The sequence below is a fragment of the Xenorhabdus stockiae genome (genome assembly GCF_002632825.1).
In the GTDB taxonomy this organism is placed as follows: Bacteria; Pseudomonadota; Gammaproteobacteria; order Enterobacterales; family Enterobacteriaceae; genus Xenorhabdus; species Xenorhabdus stockiae.
Genome location: NZ_NJAJ01000016.1, coordinates 28239 through 51846 on the forward strand (window position 1 = coordinate 28239; position 23608 = coordinate 51846).

The window sequence follows — 23608 nt, forward strand, 5'->3', positions numbered from 1 at the left end:
GTGGAATATTAATTGTTATATGGCGGGTTAATTAAAAGTCATTTTGTTTGATATATGTCAATGATTAGGAATGCATGAATTTAACATCCTATTACTAATACAAGATTAAAACTAAGAAAGTCTTAAAAACTAAATCTGATTTTAATATCAAATCAGAATTTATATGTTTTGGGGTAAGCACATGCAACAGAAATATGCTTTTATCATCGCAGGTACAGGCAGCGGATGTGGTAAAACGACGGTAACGTTGGGCATTATGCGATCCTTGATAAACCGAGAACTACGGGTACAACCGTTCAAAATCGGGCCTGATTATCTGGATGGTGGATGGCATTGTGCAGTAACGGGAGTTGCTTCACGGAATCTTGATGCTTTTATGCTCCCGGAACCTATCCTGAATGGTTTATTTAACGAAGCTATAGTTGATTACGATGTTGCCGTCATTGAAGGCGTGATGGGGCTGTATGATGGTTATGGTACAGATCCTGACTATTGCAGCAGTGCAGCGATGGCAAAGCAATTGGGTTGTCCGGTAATTTTGGTGGTGGATGGTAAGGCTGTTTCCACCTCGATTGCTGCAACAGTGATGGGATTTCAGCTATTTGATCCGGCAGTGAATATTGCAGGTGTACTGATTAATCGCGTTAATCGGGATAGTCATTTTCAGCTTTTAAAACAGGCAATTGAAAATTACTGCGGTATTCCTGTTTTGGGGCGGCTTCCCGTTATGCCTGAAGTGACACTGCCTTCCCGTCATTTAGGTTTGCTTCCAGCGCAAGAACAGCGAGATCAACATGCTGAACGCTGGTCCCGTCTTGCTCAGCAGGTTGCAGACTCAATAGATTTGGATAAGTTGCTGGATTTAACCCGGCTATCTTCGCTGCCAAAAGGCGATATAGGTTCTTTGGTTGATCCTACTCTAGGGCGGGGTTTAACGCTGGCACTGGCGGAAGACGAAGCATTTCACTTTTATTACCCGGATAACCTGTTGTTATTGGAAAAGGCCGGTGTATCAATCAAACGTTTCAGTCCTCTGCATGATCACCAACTTCCTGAATGTCAGATGGTTTATCTGGGGGGAGGGTATCCTGAAATTTATGCCAGCACTTTAGCTACCAACTACGCCATGCATATAGCATTACGTCAGGCACACCAGAAAGGTATTCCCATTTATGCAGAATGCGGGGGGTTGATGTACCTCGGTGATGCCCTGATTGATACGGATGGTGTACGGCATAGCATGGTGGGGCTGATTTCTGGTGAAAGCCGGATGGATGATCACCTGAAACGCTTTGGTTACTGCGAAGCCACGGCAATGTGCGATACGCCTTTAATTGCGAAGGGAGAAACATTGCGTGGGCATGAGTTTCATTACTCAGATTTTATTACGACTCAGCCTGCGGTTTTTCAATGTATTAAGAAAACAAATACCAAAGAAGCCTCAGAGAAAATCCAGAAAAGCTGGCAGGGCAGTTACCTGAATGGCAATACACTGGCGGGTTATCTGCATATCCATTTTGCCCAACGGCCTCATTTGCTCCATCGCTGGTTAATGCTGGCCCGGAGGCTGTTATGACCGTCTTATTGTGGTTCTCTGCTTTTATTCTGGATATGAAATTGGGTGATCCTCTTCATTGGCCTCATCCCGTACGCTGGATAGGGCAGCTTATCAGCCGGTCTGAGCAATTTATTCGTCGGGTTTGTCAGACCGAAGCCAGTCTGAAATGGGGTGGTGTGCTGCTATGGCTTGTCGTTGTGGGGATTACTTGGCTGGCGAGCTATTGGTTTTTGCAACTGGCCTATGGGCTGATGTTCTGGCTGGGATGTGTAGCGGAAATCTGGCTGATCTATACCATGCTGGCAGGACGTAGCCTGAGCGATGCAGCAAATACTGTTTATCAGGCATTGTGCAAGGAAGCTACAGATCACAATAATTTGGATATCAGCCGTCAGGAGCTTGCCAAAATTGTTGGCCGTGACACTTCTCAATTACAACCACCACAAATCAGCTGCGCTGTGATTGAAACCGTAGCTGAAAATAGCGTGGATGGCGTGATTGCTCCTTTATTTTTCTTAATGCTTGGCGGCGCTCCACTGGCTATGGCTTATAAGGCAATCAATACCCTTGATTCAATGGTGGGATATAAAATTCCTCGTTATCAGGCAATAGGAATGTTTTCAGCCCGTATGGATGATGTCGCGAATTGGTTACCTGCGCGTCTTGGATGGCTTCTCTTGGCAATGGCCGCAAAATGGCAGGGACTGGATTTTCGGCAGGCATTGCGTATTGGCTGGCGTGACCGCTACCAGCACAGCAGCCCGAATAGCGGCTGGTCAGAGGCAACGATGGCAGGAGCATTAGGTATCCGCTTGGGTGGGCCGAATGTCTACTTTAACCAGCGGGTGGAAAAGCCGTGGATTGGTGATGAAAAGCGCGAAGTCACACCAGACGATATACCTCAGTCTGTTCGAATAATGCAAGTAGCATCAGTCATGGCGCTTTTGCTTTTTGCCCTGCTGTATAGCCTGTTCAGCGTGATGATATAAGGAGGGAACAACATGAGTGATTACATCCGACAGCCTCAACAGATTGAAAAAAATAGTTTCGATATCATCAGCCGGATTATTTCCGAATCATATCCTGATTTTCACTTTGCCGATGAGGAGCAGGAAGCGGTCATCAAACGGGTCATTCATACCACTGCTGATTTTGACTGGCTTCATCTTCTCTACTTTTCCCCTGATGTTTTTCAGCTTATTCGTAACGGCATATTGCGTGGCTGTACCCTATACACCGATACAACTATGGCGCTGTCTGGCATCAATAAAACCCGTCTGGCTCAGTATGGAAGCAAATGCCGTTGCTATGTCAGTGATTGCCGTACTATTCACATGGCAAAAGCGCAGCAAATTACGCGTTCGATGGCGGCTGTCGATCTGGCTCTGCAAGAACCGGGAGAGAAGATTTTTATCTTTGGCAATGCTCCGACAGCCTTGTTTCGTTTAATGGAACATCAAATTGCCCCCATTGCTGTCGTCGGTGTACCGGTTGGGTTTGTTGGGGCAGAAGAATCAAAAAATGCCCTGATCCATAGCGGAATAAGCTGTATTGCAGCAAAAGGCCGTAAAGGAGGCAGTAATATTGCGGCTGCGATAATTAACGCGATTCTGTACCGGATGCCAGAGGTAAACTATGAATGATCTCATTGAACTCGGTACAGTCTGGCACAGAGGAAAGCAGTATCGTAAAGGCTATACTACCGGCTCTTGTGCGACCGCTGCGGCAAAGGTGGCTGCGTTAATGATCCTGCGTCAGCAGATTATCCATCAGGTTTCAATTGTCACACCTTCCGGCATCACTCTGGCTTTGAATATTGAACAACCCTTGATTGAAGGCGATCAAGCTGTCGCGGCTATCCGCAAAGATGGTGGTGATGACGTAGACGCAACTCATGGGATGCTGATTTTTGCCCGGGTATCCCTGAACGACAGCGGTGTTATCACACTGGATGGCGGTGACGGTATTGGCAGGGTAACGCGGGTGGGAGTCGGGTTGCCTATAGGCTGGGCGGCAATCAATAAAACCCCGCGTCAGACCATAGAAGAGACGGTACGGGAGGTAATCGGTCCGAATCGGGGGGCAGATATCATCATTTTTGCACCTGAAGGTGAGGAGCGAGCGAAGCAAACTTATAACGACCGATTGGGGATTAAAGGCGGAATTTCGATTATCGGTACAACAGGCATTGTAACTCCGATGTCAGAAGAGAGCTGGAAACGCTCACTGGCGCTGGAGTTAGAAACGAAACGTGCCAGTGGGCTGGATCGCATTATTTTTGTGCCGGGTAATCATGGGGAACGTTTTGTCAGCCAGCAGTTGGGCATTGATGCCAGCTATGTCGTCACCATGAGTAACTTTGTCGGTTACATGTTACAGGAAGCCGTACGTTTGGAATTCCGCCATATCGTACTGGTCGGGCATGTCGGCAAATTAGTGAAAATTGCCGCGGGTATTTTTCATACTCACAGCCATATTGCCGATGGACGTATGGAGACGCTGATTGCCAATCTGGCCTTAATGGGCGCTCCTTTCGAACTGATTCAGGCGGTGGATCAGTGTGACACCACTGAAGCAGCCATTGAATTGATTGCTGGACAGGGCTGGCAGGGAGTGTATCAGCAGATAGCGCAGAAAATATGTTGGCGTATCGACCAAATGCTGCGTTTCGCCAAGAGTAAGCCACAGTGTGACGCCATTTTATTCTCCTTTGATAATCAGGTATTAGGTTGTAACCGGTCTGTAGACCAGATAGTGCGGGATTTTATGGAGGGCGGCCGATGATCACAGTTGTGGGCGTTGGCCCGGGTGCTTTAGAAAATCAGACACTGTCTGCGTTGGATGTTATCAGTCAGGCCGATGTACTGGTTGGAGGAAAACGCCATCTTGCCGAATTTCCTTACTTCGATGGTGAAACCCATCCTATAAATGCTGATATGGATACGTTAATGCAGTGGCTGGAACAGAATCAGCATCGGAAAGTTGTTGTACTGGCTTCAGGTGATCCGCTTTTCTATGGCATCGGTAAACGGATTAGCCAGCATTTTTCAAAGCTATCTTTTATAAAAAAACCAAATGCTGATGACCAGCATAATGGTAGAAAAAATATCCGCATTATTCCCGGTATCAGTTCAGTCCAGTATTTGTGCGCGCAAATGTTGCTGGATATGAATGACATTTATCTCACCAGCAGTCATGGTCGCAAGCCAGATTTTGACTGGTTACTCCAACACGAAAAGATCGCCATGGTGACGGATAACATTATTGGCCCTTACCAGATCGCACAGGAAATTCTGGCGCGAGGGCAACAGCGTTGCATGGTGATTGGTGAAAATTTATCCCACAAACATGAACACATTCGTTGCCTGACCGCAGAGCAGATCGAGCAACGTGGCGACATTCATTATGGTCTGAATGTCGTGATTATCCTGAATGGTGATTTCGATGAAAGATGAACTGTTTTTGCGTGGTCATCGCATTCCAATGACCAAAGAAGTGGTTAGAGCGCTGGCACTGGAACGTTTGCAACTGGAAAACGCCCGCCATTTTATTGATGTCGGTGCAGGTACTGGCAGCGTCAGTATTGAAGCAGCACTGCGTTATCCCGCACTGGATATTATCGCCATTGAGCGCAAAGAAGATGCACTACGGCTACTGGTTGAAAATGTTCAGCATTTTTCCTGCCATCAGGTTCGTATTAAATCGGGGATAGCCCCTGTGCCACTGGAAATCAGTGCAGATGCTATTTTCATTGGCGGAACGGGTGGGCATCTGACCGAAATTATTGATTGGGCGTTGCTCAATCTGAATTCAGGCGGGCGTTTGGTCATGACTTTCATTCTGTTAGAAAACTTTACACAGGCATTATCCTATTTGGGAGCGTGTTCTGTAGCTGAGTTGGACGGGCGTGAAATTCAGGTGGGGGAACTGACAGCATTAGGACAGGGGCATTATTTCAAGCCTAACAATCCGACTTATCTATTGTCCTGCCTGAAGAGTTCTGATCAGGAGGTACAAAATGGATAACGTCAGCTTTGACACCGAAAAAGTCTGGTTTGTTGGTGCCGGGCCGGGAGATAAGAGTCTGATTACCCTAAAGGGATATCAATTATTACGTCAGGCTCAGATAGTGATTTATGCCGGTTCACTGATTAATCACGAACTGTTGAGTTATTGCCGGCCCGATGCTGAATGCCATGACAGTGCCGGATTAACGTTATCAGAGATCACCGAATTAATGGTGAATGGCGTGAAAGGGAAAAAATTGGTGGTTCGTCTGCAAACGGGAGATTTATCGCTGTTTGGTTCTATTCGTGAACAGGCGGAGGAGCTGAAAAACCACGGGATCAGTTTTATCTCTGTTCCCGGCGTGAGTTCATTTCTTGGCGCGGCCGCGCAATTAGGGGTGGAGTACACGGTCCCCGAAGTTGCCCAAAGTTTAATTATTACCCGTATGGAAGGCAGAACACCCATGCCCCCGCAGGAGACACTGGAAGCCTTTGCCGCTCATCAAACCTCAATGGCGATTTTCCTTTCGGTACAGAACATCAGGGAGGTTGTTGCTCGGTTAATTCAGGGCGGTTATGAACAGGGAACACCGGTTGCTGTGGTTTATAAGGCAACGTGGCCTGATTCACAGATTGTGCGGGGAACACTGGAAACCATTACTGAACAGGTACGCAGTGCCGGTATTCGTAAAACGGCTCTGATTCTGGTGGGTGCTTTTCTTGGGCAAGAGTACCACTATTCAAAACTGTACGATGCGAGGTTCAGCCATGAATACCGTAGCGCCTGACATAATGATTGCTGACACAATAACAGATGAAGTGACAATGTCACTTCATGCAGTCACTCCTGATAACAAATATGCCTTGTTTTGTCTGACAGCGGGAGGCATCGCACTGGCTCGTCGTTTGCAGTCCTATTTAGCGATAGATTGCTTTACTTCCCCTGAGCTGGTGGAAAGTGGATTTTTCACATTTGACGGTAGTTTTTCCAATACGGTACGCAAAGTATTCACACGGTATAGTGCCCTGATCATGGTTGGTGCAACGGGGATCGCCATTCGGGTTATTGCGCCTTTACTCCGGGATAAAATGACTGATCCGGCGGTTATTGTGCTGGATGAAAAAGGGCAGTTTGCTATCAGTTTATTGTCAGGGCATATGGGAGGCGCCAATAAATTGGCACAGCAGATTGCCGATATCCTTGATGGTCAGGCTGTCATTACGACAGCAACGGATGTCAATCAGGTCGCGGCGCTGGATCTCTTATCCCAACAATTAGATGGAAAGATGGATAATTTCCGGGAGAGCGTTAAAACCGTTAATCAAATGCTGGTTAATGGTAAACGGGTTGGAATTTGGTTTCACCCTGATTTGAGTGATGAAAAAAATCGTTACGATATACGTGGGTTTATTCCCGTTGATTCTCTTGAAGAGCGCCCTGAGCTGGATGCTTTGGTATATGTCAGTTATGAACGAACTAATATAATGCTGGCAATCCCTGTATTTAAATTAATTCCTCGCCGTATTGTGGCAGGAATAGGTTGCCGGCGAGGGGTAGAACCTGAGCAATGCGCCGAACTCTTAGAACGCCATCTGTTAGAACTCAACCTTGAACCACTGGCACTGAAAGCCATCGGCAGTATTGAATTGAAAAAAAACGAGCCAGCATTAATCCAATTAAGTCAGCAGCATCAAATTCCCTTTCAAACTTTTTCTGTTAATCAGCTTTCCCGCTATGAGCAAGTATTTCCCACGTCTGAATTTGTCCGGAAAACGGTAGGCATCGGCAGTGTCTCCCAGCCTGTAGCTTGGTTAATGAGTAAAGGGCACTTAGTTGGCCATACTCTGCGAGAGCAAGGTGTCACCATCACATTAGGAGTATTGAGTCCATGTTAACTGTTATTGGAATTGGTCCCGGTAGCGAAGCCATGATGACGCAGGAAGCGATAACAGCACTGAAAGCCGCTGATATCGTGGTGGGTTATAAAACCTACACCCATTTAGTGAAACCGTTGGTTGGCGACAAAGAAATTATTAAAACTGGCATGTGTAAGGAGATAGAACGTTGTCAGACAGCGATTGAGCTGGCAGAACAGGGTAAAAATGTGGCGGTGGTTTGCAGTGGTGACGCGGGTATTTATGGCATGGCCGGTCTGATTCTGGAACTGGTCAGCCAGCAAAAACGTAATGTAGAAGTCAGGCTGGTGGCGGGAGTGACGGCAAGTACCGCCTGTGCTGCTTTGCTGGGGGCGCCGTTAATGCATGACTTTTGTCATATCAGCCTGAGTGATCTGCTGACGCCGTGGGAATTGATCGAAAAACGGGTGAAGGCGGCGGCAGAAGCCGATTTTGTCATCTGTTTCTATAATCCGCGCAGCCGTGGACGGGAAGAACATCTGGCCCGGGCATTTGCCCTGATGGAACCGTGGAAATCAGCAGATACGCCTGTGGGAGTGGTGAAAGCAGCAGGACGTAAACATGAAGATAAATGGCTGACCACTTTTGGCTCAATGGATTTCTCCCGTGTTGATATGCGTAGTCTGGTGATAGTGGGTAATCAGTCAACATATGTACGTGACGGGCTGATGATCACACCAAGGGGATACCGGTTATGAAACGGCCAGCGACTCTCATTTTTGGCGGAACCAGCGATGCCCGCCAGATTTGCCAGATGATGGATACTGTCGGTATCAATTACTGCCTGTCAGTGGCGACTTCCGCAGGCGTACAACAGGCGATGGGAATCTGTGGCGAGATAATTACCGGCAGAATGGAAGCGGAAGAGATGGCTGATTATCTGAAAACGCGTGAAATGGAAAGGGTAATTGATGCCTCTCATCCCTATGCTGAACGACTGAGCCAGAATATTGTCAGCGCCTGCCAGAAGTTAGGTATTCCTCTCATTCGTTATATCCGACCCAGCGATATTGATACCGTCGATAACCCGCTTATTCATAAAGTCACAACCATCAAACAGGCATGCGAAACAGCGGTCAGGCTGGGTACACGGGTTTTGCTGACAACCGGTAGTAAACAGCTGGCCGATTATATGAAGTACCTGAAAGAGAAAACGGTACTGGCCCGGGTATTACCAACCGCAGAAGTGCTGAAAATGTGTGAATCCTGTGGCTTATCTGTCGATCAGATTTTTGCCCTGAAAGGCCCGTTCAGTGCTGATTTTAATCGGGCTTTTTACCAGTTTTGCCGGGCAGATGTTGTGATTACCAAAGAGTCTGGTGAACAGGGGGGCTTCAGGGAAAAAGTGGAACCGTGTCTTTCTCTTGGGCTGCCCTGCATTGTGATTTGTCGCCCGGAACAACAATTTGAAGGCGAGGGGATCACTCAGATTCATGGATTAGAAGAGATGGCGTGCTTGTTGGCAAATTAAAACAAACCAATAAGGAAAAACGAAATGAAAAAAGCACTGTTGGTGATCAGTTTCGGAACCAGTTATCACGAAACACTGAAAAATAATATTGAAGCCTGTGAGCAACAACTGGCATCCGTATTTCCGGACAGGGAACTCTTCAGGGCATTTACCTCCGGTATGATCATTCGCAAATTGCGCCAGCGCGATGATATTCATATTGATAACCCCCATGATGCGTTAACCAGATTACACCACGCCGGTTATAACGATGTTGCCGTTCAGTGTTTGCATATTATCAAGGGCGATGAATATGAAAAGGTGTTACATGAAGTTGAAAAATTTCGTCCTCGCTTTAGACGATTAGTGCTCGGCGCTCCATTACTCAGCCATTTTGATGATTATCTGCAACTGATGCGGGCATTACACCACCAGCTTCCTGTACTGACGGAAAACGAACGTGTCGTCTTTATGGGACATGGCACAGAACACCATGCTTTTTCTGCTTACTCCTGTCTTGACCATCTGATGAATCATTATCACTTTCCGGCACGGGTAGGTGCGGTTGAAAGTTATCCGGAACTTCCCCTGATTATAAAAGGATTAAAAGAGCAACGGATCCGCAAAGTATATCTGATGCCATTGATGCTGGTGGCCGGAGATCATGCCATCAATGACATGGCTTCAAGTGAAGACGGTTCGTGGAAATCACAGCTGGAAAAAGCCGGAATAGCCGCAATCCCCTGGCTACAGGGATTGGGAGAAAATCCGAAAATTCGGCAGATGTTTGTCGACCACCTGACTTGTGCGCTGAACTGTCAGGAGAAAATCTGATGGATGAAAAATCGTCGGATAATATGGGAAAATTGTATGTTATTGGCGTAGGGCCGGGAGCCAGTGATCTGATTACGGTACGGGCAGCCCGCATTCTTGCTGAACTTGATGTGATCTATACCCCAACGGGCAAAAAGGGAGCCAAAAGCCTTGCTCACTCCATTATTGAAGAATATCTTTTGGCGGAAACCAAAGTTTTCACTTACCACTTTTTAATGAAAGCCGATATAGACGCTAAAAATGCAGTGTGGGATGAAGTTGCTCACTCATTGCAAGAAGAAGTGTCTGATGGCAGAAAAGTCGGTTTTATCACTTTGGGTGATCCTATGCTGTTCAGCACATGGGTATACCTTTTGCAGCGGCTGGTATCGACTCAAATGGTCATTCCGCCGTGGCTGGAAATTGTGCCGGGAATAACTTCATTTTCTGCTATCGCCGCTGCCGGTACGATGCCATTGGCAATGGAAAACCAAACATTGGCTGTTATTTCCTGTACTGCTTCTGAAACCACTTTAGAGCAGGCATTGCTTAATCACGATTGCCTTGTCCTGATGAAAGTCTATTCGCATTTCCCCCTGATCCGTAACTTGTTACAACGTCACAATCTTCTGGAACATGCATTGATGATGGCTGATGCCACATTGCCGGGTGAACAATGCTGGCGCGACCTTACCACACTGCCGTTCAGTGAAAAAGATTGCAGACAGGAGTTATCTTATTTTTCAACGATTTTAATTAATAAAAACTGGCAATTATCGAGGTGAGTTATGCAACAGAAACTGACGAACTCTACGTTATTGAGTGCAATTATCGCACTGTTGTTGGTGATGGCACCGCAGGAAGTTTTTGCTATGCATGTCATGGAGGGTTTTTTGCCCCCCATGTGGGCGATTGGATGGTGGCTGGCTTTTCTGCCTTGTCTGGCGGTCGGGTTGGTAAAGTTACGCCAGATTGTGCAGGATGAGGGGAATCAGAAAGTCTTACTGGCACTGTGTGGTGCATTTATTTTTGTCCTTTCAGCTCTGAAAATTCCTTCGGTTACCGGAAGTTGCTCACATCCTACCGGCGTGGCGCTGGCGGTGATTTTATTTGGCCCTTCTGTTGTGGCGATACTGGGCGCAATTGTCTTGTTGTTTCAGGCGTTATTGCTGGCGCATGGCGGTATCACAACGCTGGGTGCTAACGGAATGTCAATGGCAGTCATTGGCCCAGTGGCCGGGTATTTGATCTGGCGTTTCTCCTGCAAGATGGGAATGCGCAAAGATATTAGCGTCTTTTTGTGTGCTTTTGTCGCTGATATCGTCACTTACGCCATTACCTCCATTCAGTTGGGTGTTGCTTTTCCTGATCCGCAACTCGGTATGGGGGCGGCGATCCTTAAATTCATGGGTATTTTCTGCATAACTCAGCTTCCCATTGCCGTGGCTGAAGGGTTACTAACCGTACTGATTTACGACCAGTTGGTAAAAAGACAATTAATTCAGGCCCGCAGTTTCTGAGGAGAACAACAAATGAAAAAGACCTTGATATTACTGTCCCTCGTTGCAGCACTGTGCATTATCCCGTTTTTCATTGAGCATGGCGGAGAATTTGGTGGAGCAGATGGACAGGCAGAAGCCCAGATTATGGAAATAGCGCCGGATTATACACCGTGGTTTGAATCGCTCTATGAACCTGCCAGTGGTGAGATTGAAAGCCTGTTGTTTACTTTACAGGGAAGCCTGGGTACTGCCGTGATTTTCTACATTTTTGGCTACTATCACCGTAATCGGAAAGATCATGATCGGAATAGATAAACTCAGTTACCAGAGCCGCTGGCGTGATAAAGATCCCAGGGCGAAATTCGCCCTGTATCTCCTGTTCATGACTCTGGCAATGGTGCTTTCGCCATTGTGGCAGGCCGTATTGTTGGTCGGGCTTGTGATGCTTAGCTGCTATCTATTGCGGATCAGCCTGCTGCGTTATTTGAAATGGCTGTTAATTCCTTGTGGTTTTTTGGTATTCGGCCTGATTGCTATTGTGTTGTCCATTGGTATGCAGCCGGAAAAAATGCTGTGGGGATTTCGTATCGGGCAATATTGGCTTGGTATTGATACGCAGGGAATTCAGATAGCTAATCAAACTCTCTGGCGCAGCCTTGCTGCGCTATCTGCAACATTCTGGTTCATGATGAACATGCCCTTTGAGCAGATAATCCGATTACTGAAATTTTGCCGCGTTCCTCATCTGCTAATCGAACAACTCCTGCTGACATGGCGTTTTATTTTTATCTTTGTAGAGGAAGCAGCCGCAATTCATCATGCGCAATCATTACGGTTCGGTTACCGCACTTTGCGAACGAGTTACCACTCACTGGCAATGCTAATCAGTATGTTATTTGTGCGGGTAATGAACCGTTATCAGCAAATGAGCGTGGCATTAGAACTCAAGCTATATCAGGGGAATTTCCATTTATCAGCGGGAAAACAATGAAATAAGGATAAACAATATGTTAGAAACTCGGGCACTGTCTTTCAGCTATCAGGATGATCCGGTCTTAAAAGATCTCACACTTGATTTCAGTCGCTTTCAGGTTACTGGCATTATTGGTGCAAATGGCTGTGGCAAATCCACCTTATTTATGAATCTTTCCGGTATTCTGCGCCCACAAAAAGGCGCAATCTGGTGGAATAACACACCGCTGGATTACAGTAAAAAAGGTTTGATGGCTCTACGCCAGCGTGTTGTGACAGTTTTTCAGGACCCTGACCAACAAATTTTTTATACCGATATCAACAGCGATCTCGCTTTTAGCTTGCGTAATCTGGGTGTTGATGAAACTGAAATTCAGCGCCGGATAGAATATGCACTGACACAGGTAGATGCACACACTTTTCGCGATAAGCCTATTCAATACCTGAGTTTTGGTCAGAAAAAAAGAGTCGCTATTGCGGGTGCGCTGGTTATGGATGCTGATTATTTATTGCTGGATGAACCAACCGCAGGGCTTGATCCGGCAGGGCGCCAACAAATGCTAGATATTATCCACGCTATTGCAGCTGAAGGTAAAAGGATCATTATTTCCAGTCATGATATAGATTTAATCTATCAAATCTGCGATGGCTTATATGTGCTGGCAAATGGAGAAATGATCAGTTCCGGCAGCACTGAAACCGTGTTCCTGCAAAAAACTCAGCTTGAGCAGGCTGGATTGGTACAACCGTGGCTGGTGAAAGTACACACTGAAGGTGGTTTGTCTCTGTGTAAGACAGAGCAACAGCTTTTTTCCATGCTTCACAAAAATATCCCTCATCATTAACGCTTTTGTAAAGCAGCAATATGAAGTTTGCTATGCAACTTTGTAACTACCAAAACCCCAGCTATACTGCATTCGTTAAATTTTCTGTTGCTGAGATATTAAGTACGAATACAACTGGAAAAATATTTTTAGTCAAAAAGTGGGTTACTTGTCTAATCCCGTAACATCCGATTTGTGTATAGGATAAAGTAACCACACAGTGTGCCAGCTAATCTTTAATCGAGTTGAATTCCTTTTTCATTCATCACCCCGAACACTTCTTCGCTCACAGGAAAACATCCACCAGCACACGGGTTTCACATGATTAAAATGGTTTTGTCGGTAAATACTTACCGTCCAGAGTGATTACAGCCCGGCTTCCGCCTGCGGGATCTTCGGTTTTCTTGATATCTAATTTAAAGTCAATCGCACTAATAATACCGTCGCCAAATTGCTCATGAATTAACGCTTTTAAGGTTGTCCCGTAGACTTGTAATATTTCATAGAAGCGATAAATCGTTGGGTCAGTGGGTATTCCGGTTGGGATTGAACCCCGCATAGGAATTGCCTGTAGAAGTTTTACCGCATCATCTTTCAGCCCCAATTGTTCGACAACCTTTTTGGCTGCTTCCACCGGTAATGAATGTTGCCCAAGTAAGGCCGCGGTAACAAAAGTCACACTCAGCCCTGTGCCACGCGCAATGTCTTCCCATGAGAGGTTTTTAGCAAGTTTGGCTGTGATAATACGTTCAGTCAGTTCGAGACGAGAGGTTTGAGTGGTTAATGTTTGTTGCATGTTATTTTCCTGAATAGTCGTGATTCGTGTTATTGACTGCTTACTTTTTCATTTCAATAATATAGTGATGACTTCCTATCAGGGAGAAATTAAGATTGTATACATTTGTTATGGTGAGACCAGCTTGTCCTGCTATTGATTCGAATTCTGAGCGATATCGTGATTTACCCGATACTGTGACGTCCATATATAAATCAAAAGACTCTGAGGTCGCATTATTTTTCTCTTTAATCATCTCGATAATATATAAAACAGAATCTTTTCTCATTGCTTTATGGCAATTTCTGAGAATGTCAACGGCTTTTTTATCTGGCCAGTTATGTAATACATTTTGTATACAATAAGCATCGTATCCTGAAGGGATATCAGCAAAAAAATCACCATTAATTAAAGTTACACCTTCAGATTCTTTTTTGTCAAAATCATACAGATCCATGACGTGACACTGGATATGAGGATATCGGATTTTTATATTTTTTGCTAAAGCACCAAGACCTCCACCGATATCAATAAATGAATTAATGCCATTTAGAGGTATATTTTCAATAATTTGATCACTCTTTGATTCAGTTGCTTTTGCCATAGAAGCATCAAAAATCATTTTGAAGTTTTTATTACTTTCATGACCAGCATAAGCGAAAAATGATTGATGATTTTGTATTTCAAACGCCGGTTTGTCGCTCATTTCATTCAGAGATGTGCTGTATTGTGACCATGCATTCCAAATGGCTGGGTTTAATTCGAATTTTATGTGTAATGTCTCAAAACTGTTTGGATCGCTGAGAGTTGAACATTGTTCAGTGAGATAAAATTTATCTTCTTTTTTTGTTAACACATTGAGTGTTTGCATATAATTCAACAACCTATGAAACCTATCCTCAGAAACATGACATAATTGAGCAAGATGTTTCGCTGTTTTACCCTCTTGGGTGGTTAAATATAATGGCGCTTTACTTTCCACAAAGGCAAACAGTGCAGCAGACTTACGATAAGACACCGTCATTTCTGATAGCATTACTTTCTCCTACATGTATATATATTTAGGGTTAAAATATATTCTTTTAATAAATCTCACATTATCAAATAATGACATAAGAGCAATAATTATTTCCATGAAAAAAAGATCAAATATTATCACATGGTCTTTATGGAAACCTGTTTATTAAATTATTCATCTTTGACAAATATCAATTAATTATCAAGTAATTATCATATGGCATAATTTTATTATGTGTTTAATAAAAAATGTAATGCAATGTAAAATAATACCCCTTGTGTTGAGTAAAGCGTGGTTCATAAAATAAAACACCCGAATTACGATGTAAGCAGTAAACCGTTATGAAAACTTCACAATTAGTACCTCTTACCCAGTACCAAAAAGAAATTTATTATGAAACTCAACGTAATCCAGAAAGTAATCAATTTACTATAGCCATCGCGCGAAAATTAAAAGAAAATATTAACTTTGAAAGATATTTTCATGTGGTTAATAACATTATAAGTCGCGATGTAACACATAAATTACGTATCCTTGAACAGGATGGAGTGCTGAATCAGCAGATAAAAAACAGTGCTGTTAATCAAGTGAAAATTATTGATGCTGAAGGTAAAGATATTTCTGTGCTCTTCAAAGAATGGTCAAAACACATTTTTACTCTGAATGACAAATCATTACTTGAAGTTGCCTTACTGCGCAATTTGAAAAATAACCAGTCGGCTATTTTTATTCGTGCTCATCATATTGTTTGTGATGGTTGGGGAATAAATCAGCTAACAAAAAAAATTGCCAAATATTATCGGAATACTAAAAATAATACAGAATCACTATCCCTCAACACTGAAAAGTATATTTCATCGATCCTTGAACAGGAAAGAATACTGTCACAGCCAGAAACAGAACAGCAAATAACAAAACTGGCTGAGCTTACACAACGTCATGAACCGGTTTTTTTTAATCGGAAAAAGAAAACGCATCAGTCTCACTTTATACAGCATAGACACCTATTAGCGCCTGCTAAAGTAGAAAAAATGCTTTCTCAGGGAATCAATCCTTATCAGGTTGTTATGGCTTCAGTGGCTATCTTGTTATCACGAATACACAATAACACCCGATTAACAATTGGTGTTCCATTCCTTAATCGTCGTATGAATCAGCTTGATATTGCAGGGGAGTGGGCTAATACACTGCCATTGACTGTTACAGTCAACGCACAGGATACGTTTCTTGAACTGGCGGCGCGTATTAAAGCAGATATTTCAAATCTAAAAACGTTTGAACATATTCCTCTTGGGCGTTTACTTAAATCTATAGGCGCCGGGAAACGTCAGTGTTTCGATGTCACTGTATCTTATAACTATTCACCCCTAACTGCGGCTTCCAGTGATATCTATAGCGACGAAGAGATTTATGCCGCAGCAACGGCCCATGAAGATGATGCTATTGCGATTCATGTTCATAGCTGTGGGAATAATAGGGAAGTTGCGATTGATATTACCGGGGCTGAGGATATTTTCGATGAAGATTATTCATTTGAATCCCTTACTTCATCTTTAGGGTATATCATTGAGCAGATGGTTGCATCACCGGAGCAGACTGTTGCTCAGGTGAACCTCTCTTCAATAGAAGAAGTGGCACGACTTGCTCTTTTCGAGCAAGGGCCGCTTACTGAATTCTCAAAACAAGAAACCTTATCAACGCTATTTGATACTCAGGTTGCATTAGACGGTGAAGCAATCGCTATTGCAAGTTCTGGCGCGAAACCAGCCCTGACTTATCTCCAGTTCCAAAACCGTATAGACAGTATGGTGGCCGTTTTACTGAAGGCTGGCGTGAAAAAAGGGGACATGGTTGCTATTTTGATGGATCGTAGTACGGATATGCTCACAGCGATTTTCGCGGTATTGAAAGCTGGTGCTGCTTATTTGCCTGTAGATCCCAATTATCCGCAAGAGCGGGTTAACTATATGCTGAAGGACAGTGGTGTCACAGTCATCATTTCCGATGAGGTTAATCCATCTTTGAGTGAGCAATCGTATGTTGTTATTGACGGAAGTCGCATTTCTCATGAGCATATAAAGCAGCCCAATTTATCTGACGCAGATTCGCTGGCTTATATGATTTATACCTCAGGTTCTACCGGACAGCCTAAAGGTGTAATGATCAACCATAATTCAGCGGTAAACCGGATTGAGTGGATGCAGGAACGTTATCCCTTGAATAACACGGATGTGATATTACAAAAGACACCCATTTCATTTGATGTATCTGTCTGGGAATTATTCTGGTGGTCGATTTCCGGAGCATCTGTTCACTTATTACCTCCCGGTGCTCATAAAGATCCGCGGGAGATAATAAAAGCAATAAGTACACACAACGTAACAACATTGCACTTTGTTCCTTCTATGCTTCAGCCTTTCCTCGATATTCTGGAAGCTGAGCCAGATTTAGTGAATCAACTAACTAGCTTACGCCGTGTATTCACCAGCGGTGAAGCCTTGCCTCCGGCACGAGTTAATCAGTTCCGTAATATTTTTTCCGCTCTTGGTTTAAATGCACCGGCTTTGATCAATCTCTATGGCCCGACAGAGGCAACCGTAGATGTGTCATATTTTGAGTTTCTTCCCGAAAATGACAGTGTTATCAATCGGGTTCCTATTGGATTCCCGATCAACAATATTACACTGAGAATCGTGTCCCAGCATGGCAGCCGGCAACCAATAGGTATTGCGGGTGAGTTGCAGATTAGTGGCATTGGGTTAGCCCGTGGTTATCACAATAAAACTGAATTAACAGACGAGAAATTCATTCTGGATGGTGATAAACGCTGGTATCGCACAGGGGATTTAGCTAAATGGTTAGCTGATGGCAGCATTGAATATTTGGGGCGAATTGATAATCAGGTAAAAATCAGAGGTAACCGTATTGAGCTGGGGGAAATACAAAATACGCTTGAGCGTATTCAGGGGATCAGCCGGGCGGAGGTTTTACCACAGGTAAACAGTAATGGGGATACTTACCTGTGTGCATATTATGTTGTTAACCCGAATGTCATCAACAACCAGTATTTTACTTCCGAAAAACTGCGTGAGGTGTTACTGGAATGCTTGCCTGATTTCATGATCCCGCAGCAATTTATCCCTGTTTCTTATATTCCTCTTACTCCAAACGGAAAAGTTGATCGTCAGGCACTTATTACGCTGGTAAATAGCTCATTGGTAAAAACGGAGGTTTCGGCTATCTATGATGATGCTCAGACTGAAACTGAATATCAATTGGCTGAAATATGGCAAAAGGTATTAAAGATTGAGAAGCTCAGCGTGCAGGATAATTTTTACACATTAGGCGGTGATTCAATCCTGATGTTGAAAGTGCGTTCTGAGGCTGAAAAAGCAGGAATGAATGTCACGCTTTCTGAGTTATCACAATATTTGACAATAGCTGAGTTGAGCCAGCAAATTGACGCTGGCCGGAAAGTTCAAAAACATGTTGAGCTATCTCCGATTGCCTTGATCAAAGAAAAAGAGCGTGCAGCACTTTCACACTATGAAGATGCGTTTCCTGCCACTCAACTTCAGCTTGGTTTGATATATCACAGCCAGCAGAGTAAACATTCAGCCACTTATAAAGATGTTTTCCGTTATACGCTGAAAGGAAAGTGGGAGCCTGAAACTTTTCGTCAAAGTATATCAGCGATAATCCAGCGGCATCCTGTCCTGCGTTCCCACTTTAATCTGGCGGATTTCAGTGAACCATTACAAATTATCAACCACAATATCAGGCTTGATGATGTTGTAGAGATTCGTGATATCAGCTCACTGACAAAGGATGACTACGAAATAACGATCAAAGAGTGCATGGAAAAAGGACGTCGTCATAACTACCAATTTGATTGTGCACCATTGTATCGAATCAGCTTATTCAGAACGGCAGATACTATCGATATGGTATTCAGTTTTCATCATGCCATTCTGGATGGTGGCAGTGTGGCAAATTTGATACGTGAACTCTTTTCTCGTTACCAGCATGAGGGGATGTATTCTTCTGAGGCAGATGTATTACCATCACCAGCTCTATATGTTCAGGATGAGATCCACGTATTACAGTGTCAGGAACACCAGTTGTTCTGGAAAAGCATGTTTAGCGGGCTTTCCAGAACGCAATTACCTGCCTACCGATTGTACGACAGTGGGCCAGAAGATCGGATCTTCACTAAAAAATCAATCATTCCCAAAGAGACGGAAGAAAAGCTGACGACGTTAGTCCAACGTGAACGTGTTTCAGTTAAATCAGTATTCTTTGCCGCCCATTGTTTAACTGTGGCTAAAATTACAGCTCAGGATGAAATTGCAACCGGATTAGTCACTCATGGCAGACCGGATGCACAGAATTCAGAGCAAATACTGGGTTTGTTTCTCAATACATTACCTGTCCGTTTTTCTGCGCAGAATAAAACATGGAAAGAGTGTATCCATGCTGTATTTAGCGCTGAACAGCGTCATGCCCCATATCGTAAATATCCGCTTAATGCTATCCGGCAAGTGGCCGGAGAAGGCGCTGAAATAAGTTCCGCGTTTAATTACATTCATTTTCACGTATTAAAGGACGTTTTTGACACTCCTGATTTATCTCTCACTGCATTTGATCCGTGGGAAGAGACGAATTTTGAATTACTGCTCAATGTCATGACCGATTTCAGTACTGGCCAACATTATCTGCGATGTGATTTTGATGGCAGGGTGTTCTCACAGATTCAGGCTGATACATATATGGATATCTATATGTCCATATTGAACAGAATGGTCAGCCATCATGATCAACCGGCAACGCTGAGCCAGCCGCTTACACAAAGCAATAAAGAAATATCTTCTCAGGAATTTATCTCTGTGCTGGCGATGATGGCCAAAAATGTACGGGAACAGCCGGATGCAATTGCAATCCGTTATCATGATCTGCAATGGAGCTATAGAAAACTCTGGTCGGAATCCGGGAAAATTGCTTCCGTGTTGATTGCGGGTGGCATTGTACAAAATACACCTGTTGCGATTGCGCTTGAACGCTCTCCGATACTGGTTGCATCACTGCTTGGTGTTATGAGAGCAGGCGGAGTTTGTCTTCCGTTGGATTTAAGCTATCCGGCTCAGCGTATTGAAGCCATGATGGAACAAGCTCAGCCAGCACTTGCCATTGTTGATGATAAATCCAGTCAGTTATTTAACGTGGCGGAAATTCCAACCGTAAGGGTTGATACGCTGATACACAGAGATGAGCTTTTATCAGATACAGAGGAACCAGAGACAGACATAGCGCCTGAGCAACTGGCTTATTTACTGTTTACCTCCGGTTCAACGGGAAAACCTAAAGGCGTGGCAATGCCGCACCGTAGCCTGTCAAATATGGTTATCTGGCAGAATGAAACCCATTCCGGTAAAAATATTTGTTCTACCTTACAGTATGCGCCACTGAGTTTTGACGTTTCATTTCAGGAAATTTTCTCTACGTTGGCTGCCGGTGGCGAGCTACATCTTATCAGTGAAGATAAGCGACGCGATCCTTTGCAACTACTGCGTACTCTTGATAATTACCGGACAGAAAGAATTTATCTGCCTTATGTTGCGCTTCAGCAATTAGCTGAAACCGCCGTTGCATTGGAAACCTACCCGAAAAACCTGAAAGTTGTTATTTCATCAGGTGAACAACTTCGGGTGACGGATGATATTCGTTTGCTTATCGGTCAGATTAATAACGGTATTCTTGAGAACCAGTACGGCCCGACGGAAACCCATGTTATCACGGCATTTACCATGCAGGGTGATCCGGCCGCTTTTCCGGCACTTCCTCCCATTGGTAAAAGTATCAACAACGCAGATATCATCTTACTTAATAGTCAGTTAGAAGAAGTCGCCACTGGTGAACAGGGGGAGATTTATGCCCGTGGTTTACCTGTGGCACAGGGTTATTACCGCCAGCCAGAATTAACCGCAGAACGATTTATTACCCTTAAAGGTAGCGGAGAGACACTGTATCGAACCGGTGATTTAGGCGTAAAACTCAAGGATGGCAATATCCTCAGCTTAGGACGAAAAGATACTCAAGTGAAAGTACGTGGGTATCGTGTAGAACTGGCAGAAATAGAATTAGCGATATCGAGTACGCCCGGTGCTGACAAGGTTCTGCAAGACGTAGCAGTTGTCGTTCAGCAACATGGGGAAAATGATAGCCTGCTGGTGGCATTCTTGATCGGAGAAAAGAATGAAGCATTAATTGGGCGTATACAGCAACATGTGTCCGAAAAATTGCCTAAATACATGGTGCCTTCGCGAATAGAGTGGCTGAGTACTCTGCCCAAAACGTTAAGTGGTAAGCGTGATGATGCAGCATTACGCAGTATGAAGGTCATGCAATGCCATAATAACGCAGAATATATTGCGCCACGAGACAATTATGAACAGGTTCTGTGTGATTTGGCCGCTGATTTGCTGAAAATTCCTGCTGTATCTGTTCACCAGAATCTGTTTGATATCGGTGCTACTTCATTAACTGCCATGAGAATGGTGGTCTTGATTGAAAAGCATTTCAGCATCAACGTGCCTTTGTCTCTTTTTATCAGTTACCCGACGGTTGCTCAGTTAGCTGCACATATCAGGGAAGAGGGAGGGTATCCCAAATTTAGTCCGCTTGTCCCCATGCGAACGACAGGGCATAAACAGCCACTGTTTTTTGTCCATCCTATGGGGGGAAATGTGTTGTCCTATTTGCGGTTAGTGAAGTATTTCCCTGACGACCAACCTTTCTATGCATTACAGGCGCATGGCGTAGACGCAGGATCTATGCCGCTGAACAGCATACAGGAACAGGCTGCAAATTATCTGGAAGCTATACGTGAAATACAGCAACATGGCCCATATTCAATCGGAGGTTGGTCTTATGGTGGATTTGTCGCATTCGAAATGGCCCGACAATTGAAGGAGCAGGGTGAAGATGTGACAGACCTTTTCATTTTAGACACAGTTGCTGTTAATGCATCGTCTCAGACAACAATAAATGAAGGTGCTTTGCTGCGATGGTTCTTTTGGGAATTATTGTGGCTGAATGAAGGTGCCACACTCCCGGAGCAGACGTTACCGGAGCAGATTACTTCTTTGCAGGAACAATTCGAATATATCACCGAGCATGCTATCGCAACAGGTGCAATTCCTCAGGGCAGTTCCCGCGCAGTCATACAGCGGTTATTCGATGTGTATAAAGCTAACTGGAAAGCGGCTACAGACCATGTTGCTTATAAAGCTGATATCAATATGACTTTATTACATGCAACACGGCCGTTACCTGTCATTCTGCGCTCTATGCATGATGCGGTACGAAGTGAGTATCGTGATCCGAAAAATGGTTGGGAGAGCAAGACAAGCGGGTATATCAATGTCATTGATGTGCCCGGGGATCATCTGGAAATCATGGAAGAACCTTATGTACAGGAAGTGGCAAAGGTCATTCTTCAGGAAATGGAAAAATCGTCTACAAAACAAGTCATATCGGATTCGGAGAAAATATGTCCCGTCCATTGAAAGTTATTATAGCTGGTGCAGGTATTGGCGGATTAACGACGGCGGTTGTTTTACAGCGGCTTGGTTATGAGGTTGAAGTTTACGAACAGGCAACGACTTTACGAACGGCAGGTTCTGGCCTTTCTGTGATAACTAATGCTGTTGCAGCGTTATCCTCTATTGGGGTTAATTTGAAACTGGAAAACTTTGGTGCTCCGGTTAAGAATTTCGAAATCAGGAACGTTAAGGATCAGCTTATACGCAGAATGCCTGTACCTGAAATCTCGTCTTCCAATGGATTTGATAGTGTCTGTTTATCACGTAAGGCACTACAGGAAGCCCTGTTACAGCAATTAGATCAGAGCATTATCCATGTCGATGCGAAAGTAGATGAAATTATCGAAAGTGATAATGCTGTTACTGTCCGTTTTGCTGACGGCAGAGAAACACAGGGTGATCTGTTGATTGGTGCTGATGGTATTCATTCTGTTGTCCGGGAATATCTACAGGGGAATCAGCCACTCCGCGCTTCTGATTATATCTGCTGGCTGGCAATTACCCGCTATCAGCATCCGCAAATTACCCCCGGCTACGTTGTCCATTATTTGGGGCAGGGAAAACGAGTCGGTTTAATCGATATAGGCGGAGGGGAAGTCTATTGGTGGGGAACTGCAAACATGAGCAACAAGCAGGCCTGTCACTGGCAAGGGAGTAATCAGGATGTTCTGGCCTATTTTGAGGGTTGGCCAACAATTGTTTCCGACATTATTTCACAAACGCCATCGGAAGATATTATCTCCGTATCTGCGCAGGACAGGCCTTTTTCCCCGCTTTGGGGAAAAGGAAGAATTACGCTTTTAGGTGATGCCGCTCATCCTATGCTTACGACACTGGGCCAAGGTGCCGGGATGGCGATTGAAGATGCTGCTGTTTTGGGGCATATGTTGAAGCAGCAGCCTGATCCAGTTGCCGCTCTGCGCCAATACGAGAAAGTTCGTATCCCAAGAGCTGAATTATTTGTTAATGAATCAAAGATACAAAGTGACCTTGGACAGGAAGATGGTATTTTTGATTGTCAGCAGAGGGAGTTAACTTTACAGTCTTTACCAGAGACAGCGCTCAGACAAGACTTTGAAAGATTCTTACACTTTCCGGTGGGAGATCTTACTCTCCAGACCCTATAACGGCTCTTTTGGTTAAAGCGTTTTTGTCGTAAAAATCTGCAATG

20 protein-coding genes are annotated in these 23608 nt (G+C 44.4%); 18 read left to right on the forward strand and 2 right to left on the reverse strand.

The genetic code is table 11. From position 1 onward, the window contains the following. Positions 1–181 precede the first annotated feature (181 nt). From Xsto_RS09830 to Xsto_RS09905, 16 genes are read left to right on the forward strand one after another with little or no spacing between them, the layout of a single operon-like run. A complete protein-coding gene (locus Xsto_RS09830) occupies positions 182–1576 on the forward strand; it encodes a cobyrinic acid a,c-diamide synthase CobB (RefSeq protein WP_099124954.1) in 1395 nt (464 codons plus the stop codon). Beyond that, a complete protein-coding gene (cbiB, locus tag Xsto_RS09835; protein ID WP_099124955.1) occupies positions 1573–2547 on the forward strand; it encodes an adenosylcobinamide-phosphate synthase CbiB in 975 nt (324 codons plus the stop codon). The genes Xsto_RS09830 and cbiB overlap by 4 nt, the downstream gene beginning before the upstream one ends. A 12-nt stretch (positions 2548–2559) precedes the next feature. Beyond that, entirely contained in the window at positions 2560–3201 is a 642-nt protein-coding gene (locus Xsto_RS09840; protein ID WP_099124956.1) for a cobalt-precorrin-8 methylmutase, read from the forward strand. Beyond that, positions 3194–4342, forward strand: a complete 1149-nt coding sequence (gene cbiD, locus Xsto_RS09845) for a cobalt-precorrin-5B (C(1))-methyltransferase CbiD (RefSeq protein WP_099124957.1) — start codon at positions 3194–3196, stop codon at positions 4340–4342. Before Xsto_RS09840 ends, cbiD begins: the two co-directional genes overlap by 8 nt. Then, complete coding sequence (locus tag Xsto_RS09850) at positions 4339–5013, forward strand: cobalt-precorrin-7 (C(5))-methyltransferase (RefSeq protein WP_099110267.1); 675 nt, start codon at positions 4339–4341, stop codon at positions 5011–5013. The genes cbiD and Xsto_RS09850 overlap by 4 nt, the downstream gene beginning before the upstream one ends. Beyond that, the gene (locus Xsto_RS09855) at positions 5003–5584 is read left to right on the forward strand and encodes a decarboxylating cobalt-precorrin-6B (C(15))-methyltransferase (protein ID WP_099124958.1); all 582 of its coding nucleotides are present in this window, start codon (positions 5003–5005) and stop codon (positions 5582–5584) included. The genes Xsto_RS09850 and Xsto_RS09855 overlap by 11 nt, the downstream gene beginning before the upstream one ends. Next, on the forward strand, positions 5577–6353 hold the full coding sequence (locus tag Xsto_RS09860) for a cobalt-precorrin-4 methyltransferase (protein WP_099124959.1): 777 nt from the start codon (positions 5577–5579) through the stop codon (positions 6351–6353). Before Xsto_RS09855 ends, Xsto_RS09860 begins: the two co-directional genes overlap by 8 nt. A gap of 37 nt (positions 6354–6390) precedes the next feature. Next, positions 6391–7461 carry a cobalt-precorrin 5A hydrolase gene (gene cbiG, locus Xsto_RS09865; protein WP_099125008.1) on the forward strand — a complete coding sequence of 357 codons (1071 nt, stop codon included), beginning with the start codon at positions 6391–6393 and terminating at the stop codon, positions 7459–7461. Then, positions 7455–8180: a precorrin-3B C(17)-methyltransferase gene (locus Xsto_RS09870; RefSeq protein WP_099124960.1), complete on the forward strand. Its 726-nt coding sequence runs from the start codon at positions 7455–7457 to the stop codon at positions 8178–8180. The genes cbiG and Xsto_RS09870 overlap by 7 nt, the downstream gene beginning before the upstream one ends. Beyond that, positions 8177–8953 (forward strand): cobalt-precorrin-6A reductase, encoded by a 777-nt coding sequence (locus Xsto_RS09875; protein ID WP_099124961.1) that lies wholly within the window; start codon positions 8177–8179, stop codon positions 8951–8953. Before Xsto_RS09870 ends, Xsto_RS09875 begins: the two co-directional genes overlap by 4 nt. Before the next feature lie 24 nt (positions 8954–8977). Then, positions 8978–9766: a sirohydrochlorin cobaltochelatase gene (cbiK, locus tag Xsto_RS09880; RefSeq protein WP_099124962.1), complete on the forward strand. Its 789-nt coding sequence runs from the start codon at positions 8978–8980 to the stop codon at positions 9764–9766. Continuing rightward, entirely contained in the window at positions 9766–10530 is a 765-nt protein-coding gene (locus tag Xsto_RS09885) for a cobalt-factor II C(20)-methyltransferase (RefSeq protein ID WP_099124963.1), read from the forward strand. Before cbiK ends, Xsto_RS09885 begins: the two co-directional genes overlap by 1 nt. 3 nt (positions 10531–10533) lie before the next feature. Further along, entirely contained in the window at positions 10534–11265 is a 732-nt protein-coding gene (locus Xsto_RS09890; protein ID WP_099110260.1) for an energy-coupling factor ABC transporter permease, read from the forward strand. Positions 11266–11277: 12 nt separating this feature from the next. Next, a complete protein-coding gene (locus Xsto_RS09895; protein WP_099110259.1) occupies positions 11278–11562 on the forward strand; it encodes an energy-coupling factor ABC transporter substrate-binding protein in 285 nt (94 codons plus the stop codon). Continuing rightward, positions 11546–12238 (forward strand): energy-coupling factor ABC transporter transmembrane protein, encoded by a 693-nt coding sequence (locus Xsto_RS09900; RefSeq protein WP_099124964.1) that lies wholly within the window; start codon positions 11546–11548, stop codon positions 12236–12238. Before Xsto_RS09895 ends, Xsto_RS09900 begins: the two co-directional genes overlap by 17 nt. Before the next feature lie 16 nt (positions 12239–12254). Further along, positions 12255–13064 (forward strand): ATP-binding cassette domain-containing protein, encoded by an 810-nt coding sequence (locus tag Xsto_RS09905; RefSeq protein ID WP_099124965.1) that lies wholly within the window; start codon positions 12255–12257, stop codon positions 13062–13064. A gap of 304 nt (positions 13065–13368) precedes the next feature. Here the strand turns inward: Xsto_RS09905 and cynS are convergent, their stop codons facing one another. Together cynS and Xsto_RS09915 are read right to left on the reverse strand one after the other, a co-directional pair. Further along, positions 13369–13839, reverse strand: a complete 471-nt coding sequence (gene cynS, locus Xsto_RS09910) for a cyanase (RefSeq protein ID WP_099110256.1) — start codon at positions 13837–13839, stop codon at positions 13369–13371. Positions 13840–13879: 40 nt separating this feature from the next. Beyond that, positions 13880–14854: a methyltransferase gene (locus Xsto_RS09915; protein WP_099110255.1), complete on the reverse strand. Its 975-nt coding sequence runs from the start codon at positions 14852–14854 to the stop codon at positions 13880–13882. A 323-nt stretch (positions 14855–15177) separates the two neighbouring features. Between Xsto_RS09915 and Xsto_RS09920 the strand changes: the two genes are divergently transcribed. Continuing rightward, positions 15178–22401, forward strand: a complete 7224-nt coding sequence (locus Xsto_RS09920; RefSeq protein WP_099124966.1) for an amino acid adenylation domain-containing protein — start codon at positions 15178–15180, stop codon at positions 22399–22401. Then, on the forward strand, positions 22386–23564 hold the full coding sequence (locus Xsto_RS09925; protein ID WP_099124967.1) for an FAD-dependent monooxygenase: 1179 nt from the start codon (positions 22386–22388) through the stop codon (positions 23562–23564). The genes Xsto_RS09920 and Xsto_RS09925 overlap by 16 nt, the downstream gene beginning before the upstream one ends. Positions 23565–23608 lie beyond the last annotated feature (44 nt).

What these genes read in the sequence shown, in the direction of transcription:
- Xsto_RS09830 (WP_099124954.1), top strand. Translation starts at nt 182, where the DNA reads ATGCAACAGAAATATGCTTTTATCATCGCAGGTACAGGCAGCGGATGT.
- cbiB (WP_099124955.1), top strand. Translation starts at nt 1,573, where the DNA reads ATGACCGTCTTATTGTGGTTCTCTGCTTTTATTCTGGATATGAAATTG.
- Xsto_RS09840 (WP_099124956.1), top strand. Translation starts at nt 2,560, where the DNA reads ATGAGTGATTACATCCGACAGCCTCAACAGATTGAAAAAAATAGTTTC.
- cbiD (WP_099124957.1), top strand. Translation starts at nt 3,194, where the DNA reads ATGAATGATCTCATTGAACTCGGTACAGTCTGGCACAGAGGAAAGCAG.
- Xsto_RS09850 (WP_099110267.1), top strand. Translation starts at nt 4,339, where the DNA reads ATGATCACAGTTGTGGGCGTTGGCCCGGGTGCTTTAGAAAATCAGACA.
- Xsto_RS09855 (WP_099124958.1), top strand. Translation starts at nt 5,003, where the DNA reads ATGAAAGATGAACTGTTTTTGCGTGGTCATCGCATTCCAATGACCAAA.
- Xsto_RS09860 (WP_099124959.1), top strand. Translation starts at nt 5,577, where the DNA reads ATGGATAACGTCAGCTTTGACACCGAAAAAGTCTGGTTTGTTGGTGCC.
- cbiG (WP_099125008.1), top strand. Translation starts at nt 6,391, where the DNA reads ATGTCACTTCATGCAGTCACTCCTGATAACAAATATGCCTTGTTTTGT.
- Xsto_RS09870 (WP_099124960.1), top strand. Translation starts at nt 7,455, where the DNA reads ATGTTAACTGTTATTGGAATTGGTCCCGGTAGCGAAGCCATGATGACG.
- Xsto_RS09875 (WP_099124961.1), top strand. Translation starts at nt 8,177, where the DNA reads ATGAAACGGCCAGCGACTCTCATTTTTGGCGGAACCAGCGATGCCCGC.
- cbiK (WP_099124962.1), top strand. Translation starts at nt 8,978, where the DNA reads ATGAAAAAAGCACTGTTGGTGATCAGTTTCGGAACCAGTTATCACGAA.
- Xsto_RS09885 (WP_099124963.1), top strand. Translation starts at nt 9,766, where the DNA reads ATGGATGAAAAATCGTCGGATAATATGGGAAAATTGTATGTTATTGGC.
- Xsto_RS09890 (WP_099110260.1), top strand. Translation starts at nt 10,534, where the DNA reads ATGCAACAGAAACTGACGAACTCTACGTTATTGAGTGCAATTATCGCA.
- Xsto_RS09895 (WP_099110259.1), top strand. Translation starts at nt 11,278, where the DNA reads ATGAAAAAGACCTTGATATTACTGTCCCTCGTTGCAGCACTGTGCATT.
- Xsto_RS09900 (WP_099124964.1), top strand. Translation starts at nt 11,546, where the DNA reads ATGATCGGAATAGATAAACTCAGTTACCAGAGCCGCTGGCGTGATAAA.
- Xsto_RS09905 (WP_099124965.1), top strand. Translation starts at nt 12,255, where the DNA reads ATGTTAGAAACTCGGGCACTGTCTTTCAGCTATCAGGATGATCCGGTC.
- cynS (WP_099110256.1), bottom strand. Translation starts at nt 13,839, where the DNA reads ATGCAACAAACATTAACCACTCAAACCTCTCGTCTCGAACTGACTGAA.
- Xsto_RS09915 (WP_099110255.1), bottom strand. Translation starts at nt 14,854, where the DNA reads ATGCTATCAGAAATGACGGTGTCTTATCGTAAGTCTGCTGCACTGTTT.
- Xsto_RS09920 (WP_099124966.1), top strand. Translation starts at nt 15,178, where the DNA reads ATGAAAACTTCACAATTAGTACCTCTTACCCAGTACCAAAAAGAAATT.
- Xsto_RS09925 (WP_099124967.1), top strand. Translation starts at nt 22,386, where the DNA reads ATGTCCCGTCCATTGAAAGTTATTATAGCTGGTGCAGGTATTGGCGGA.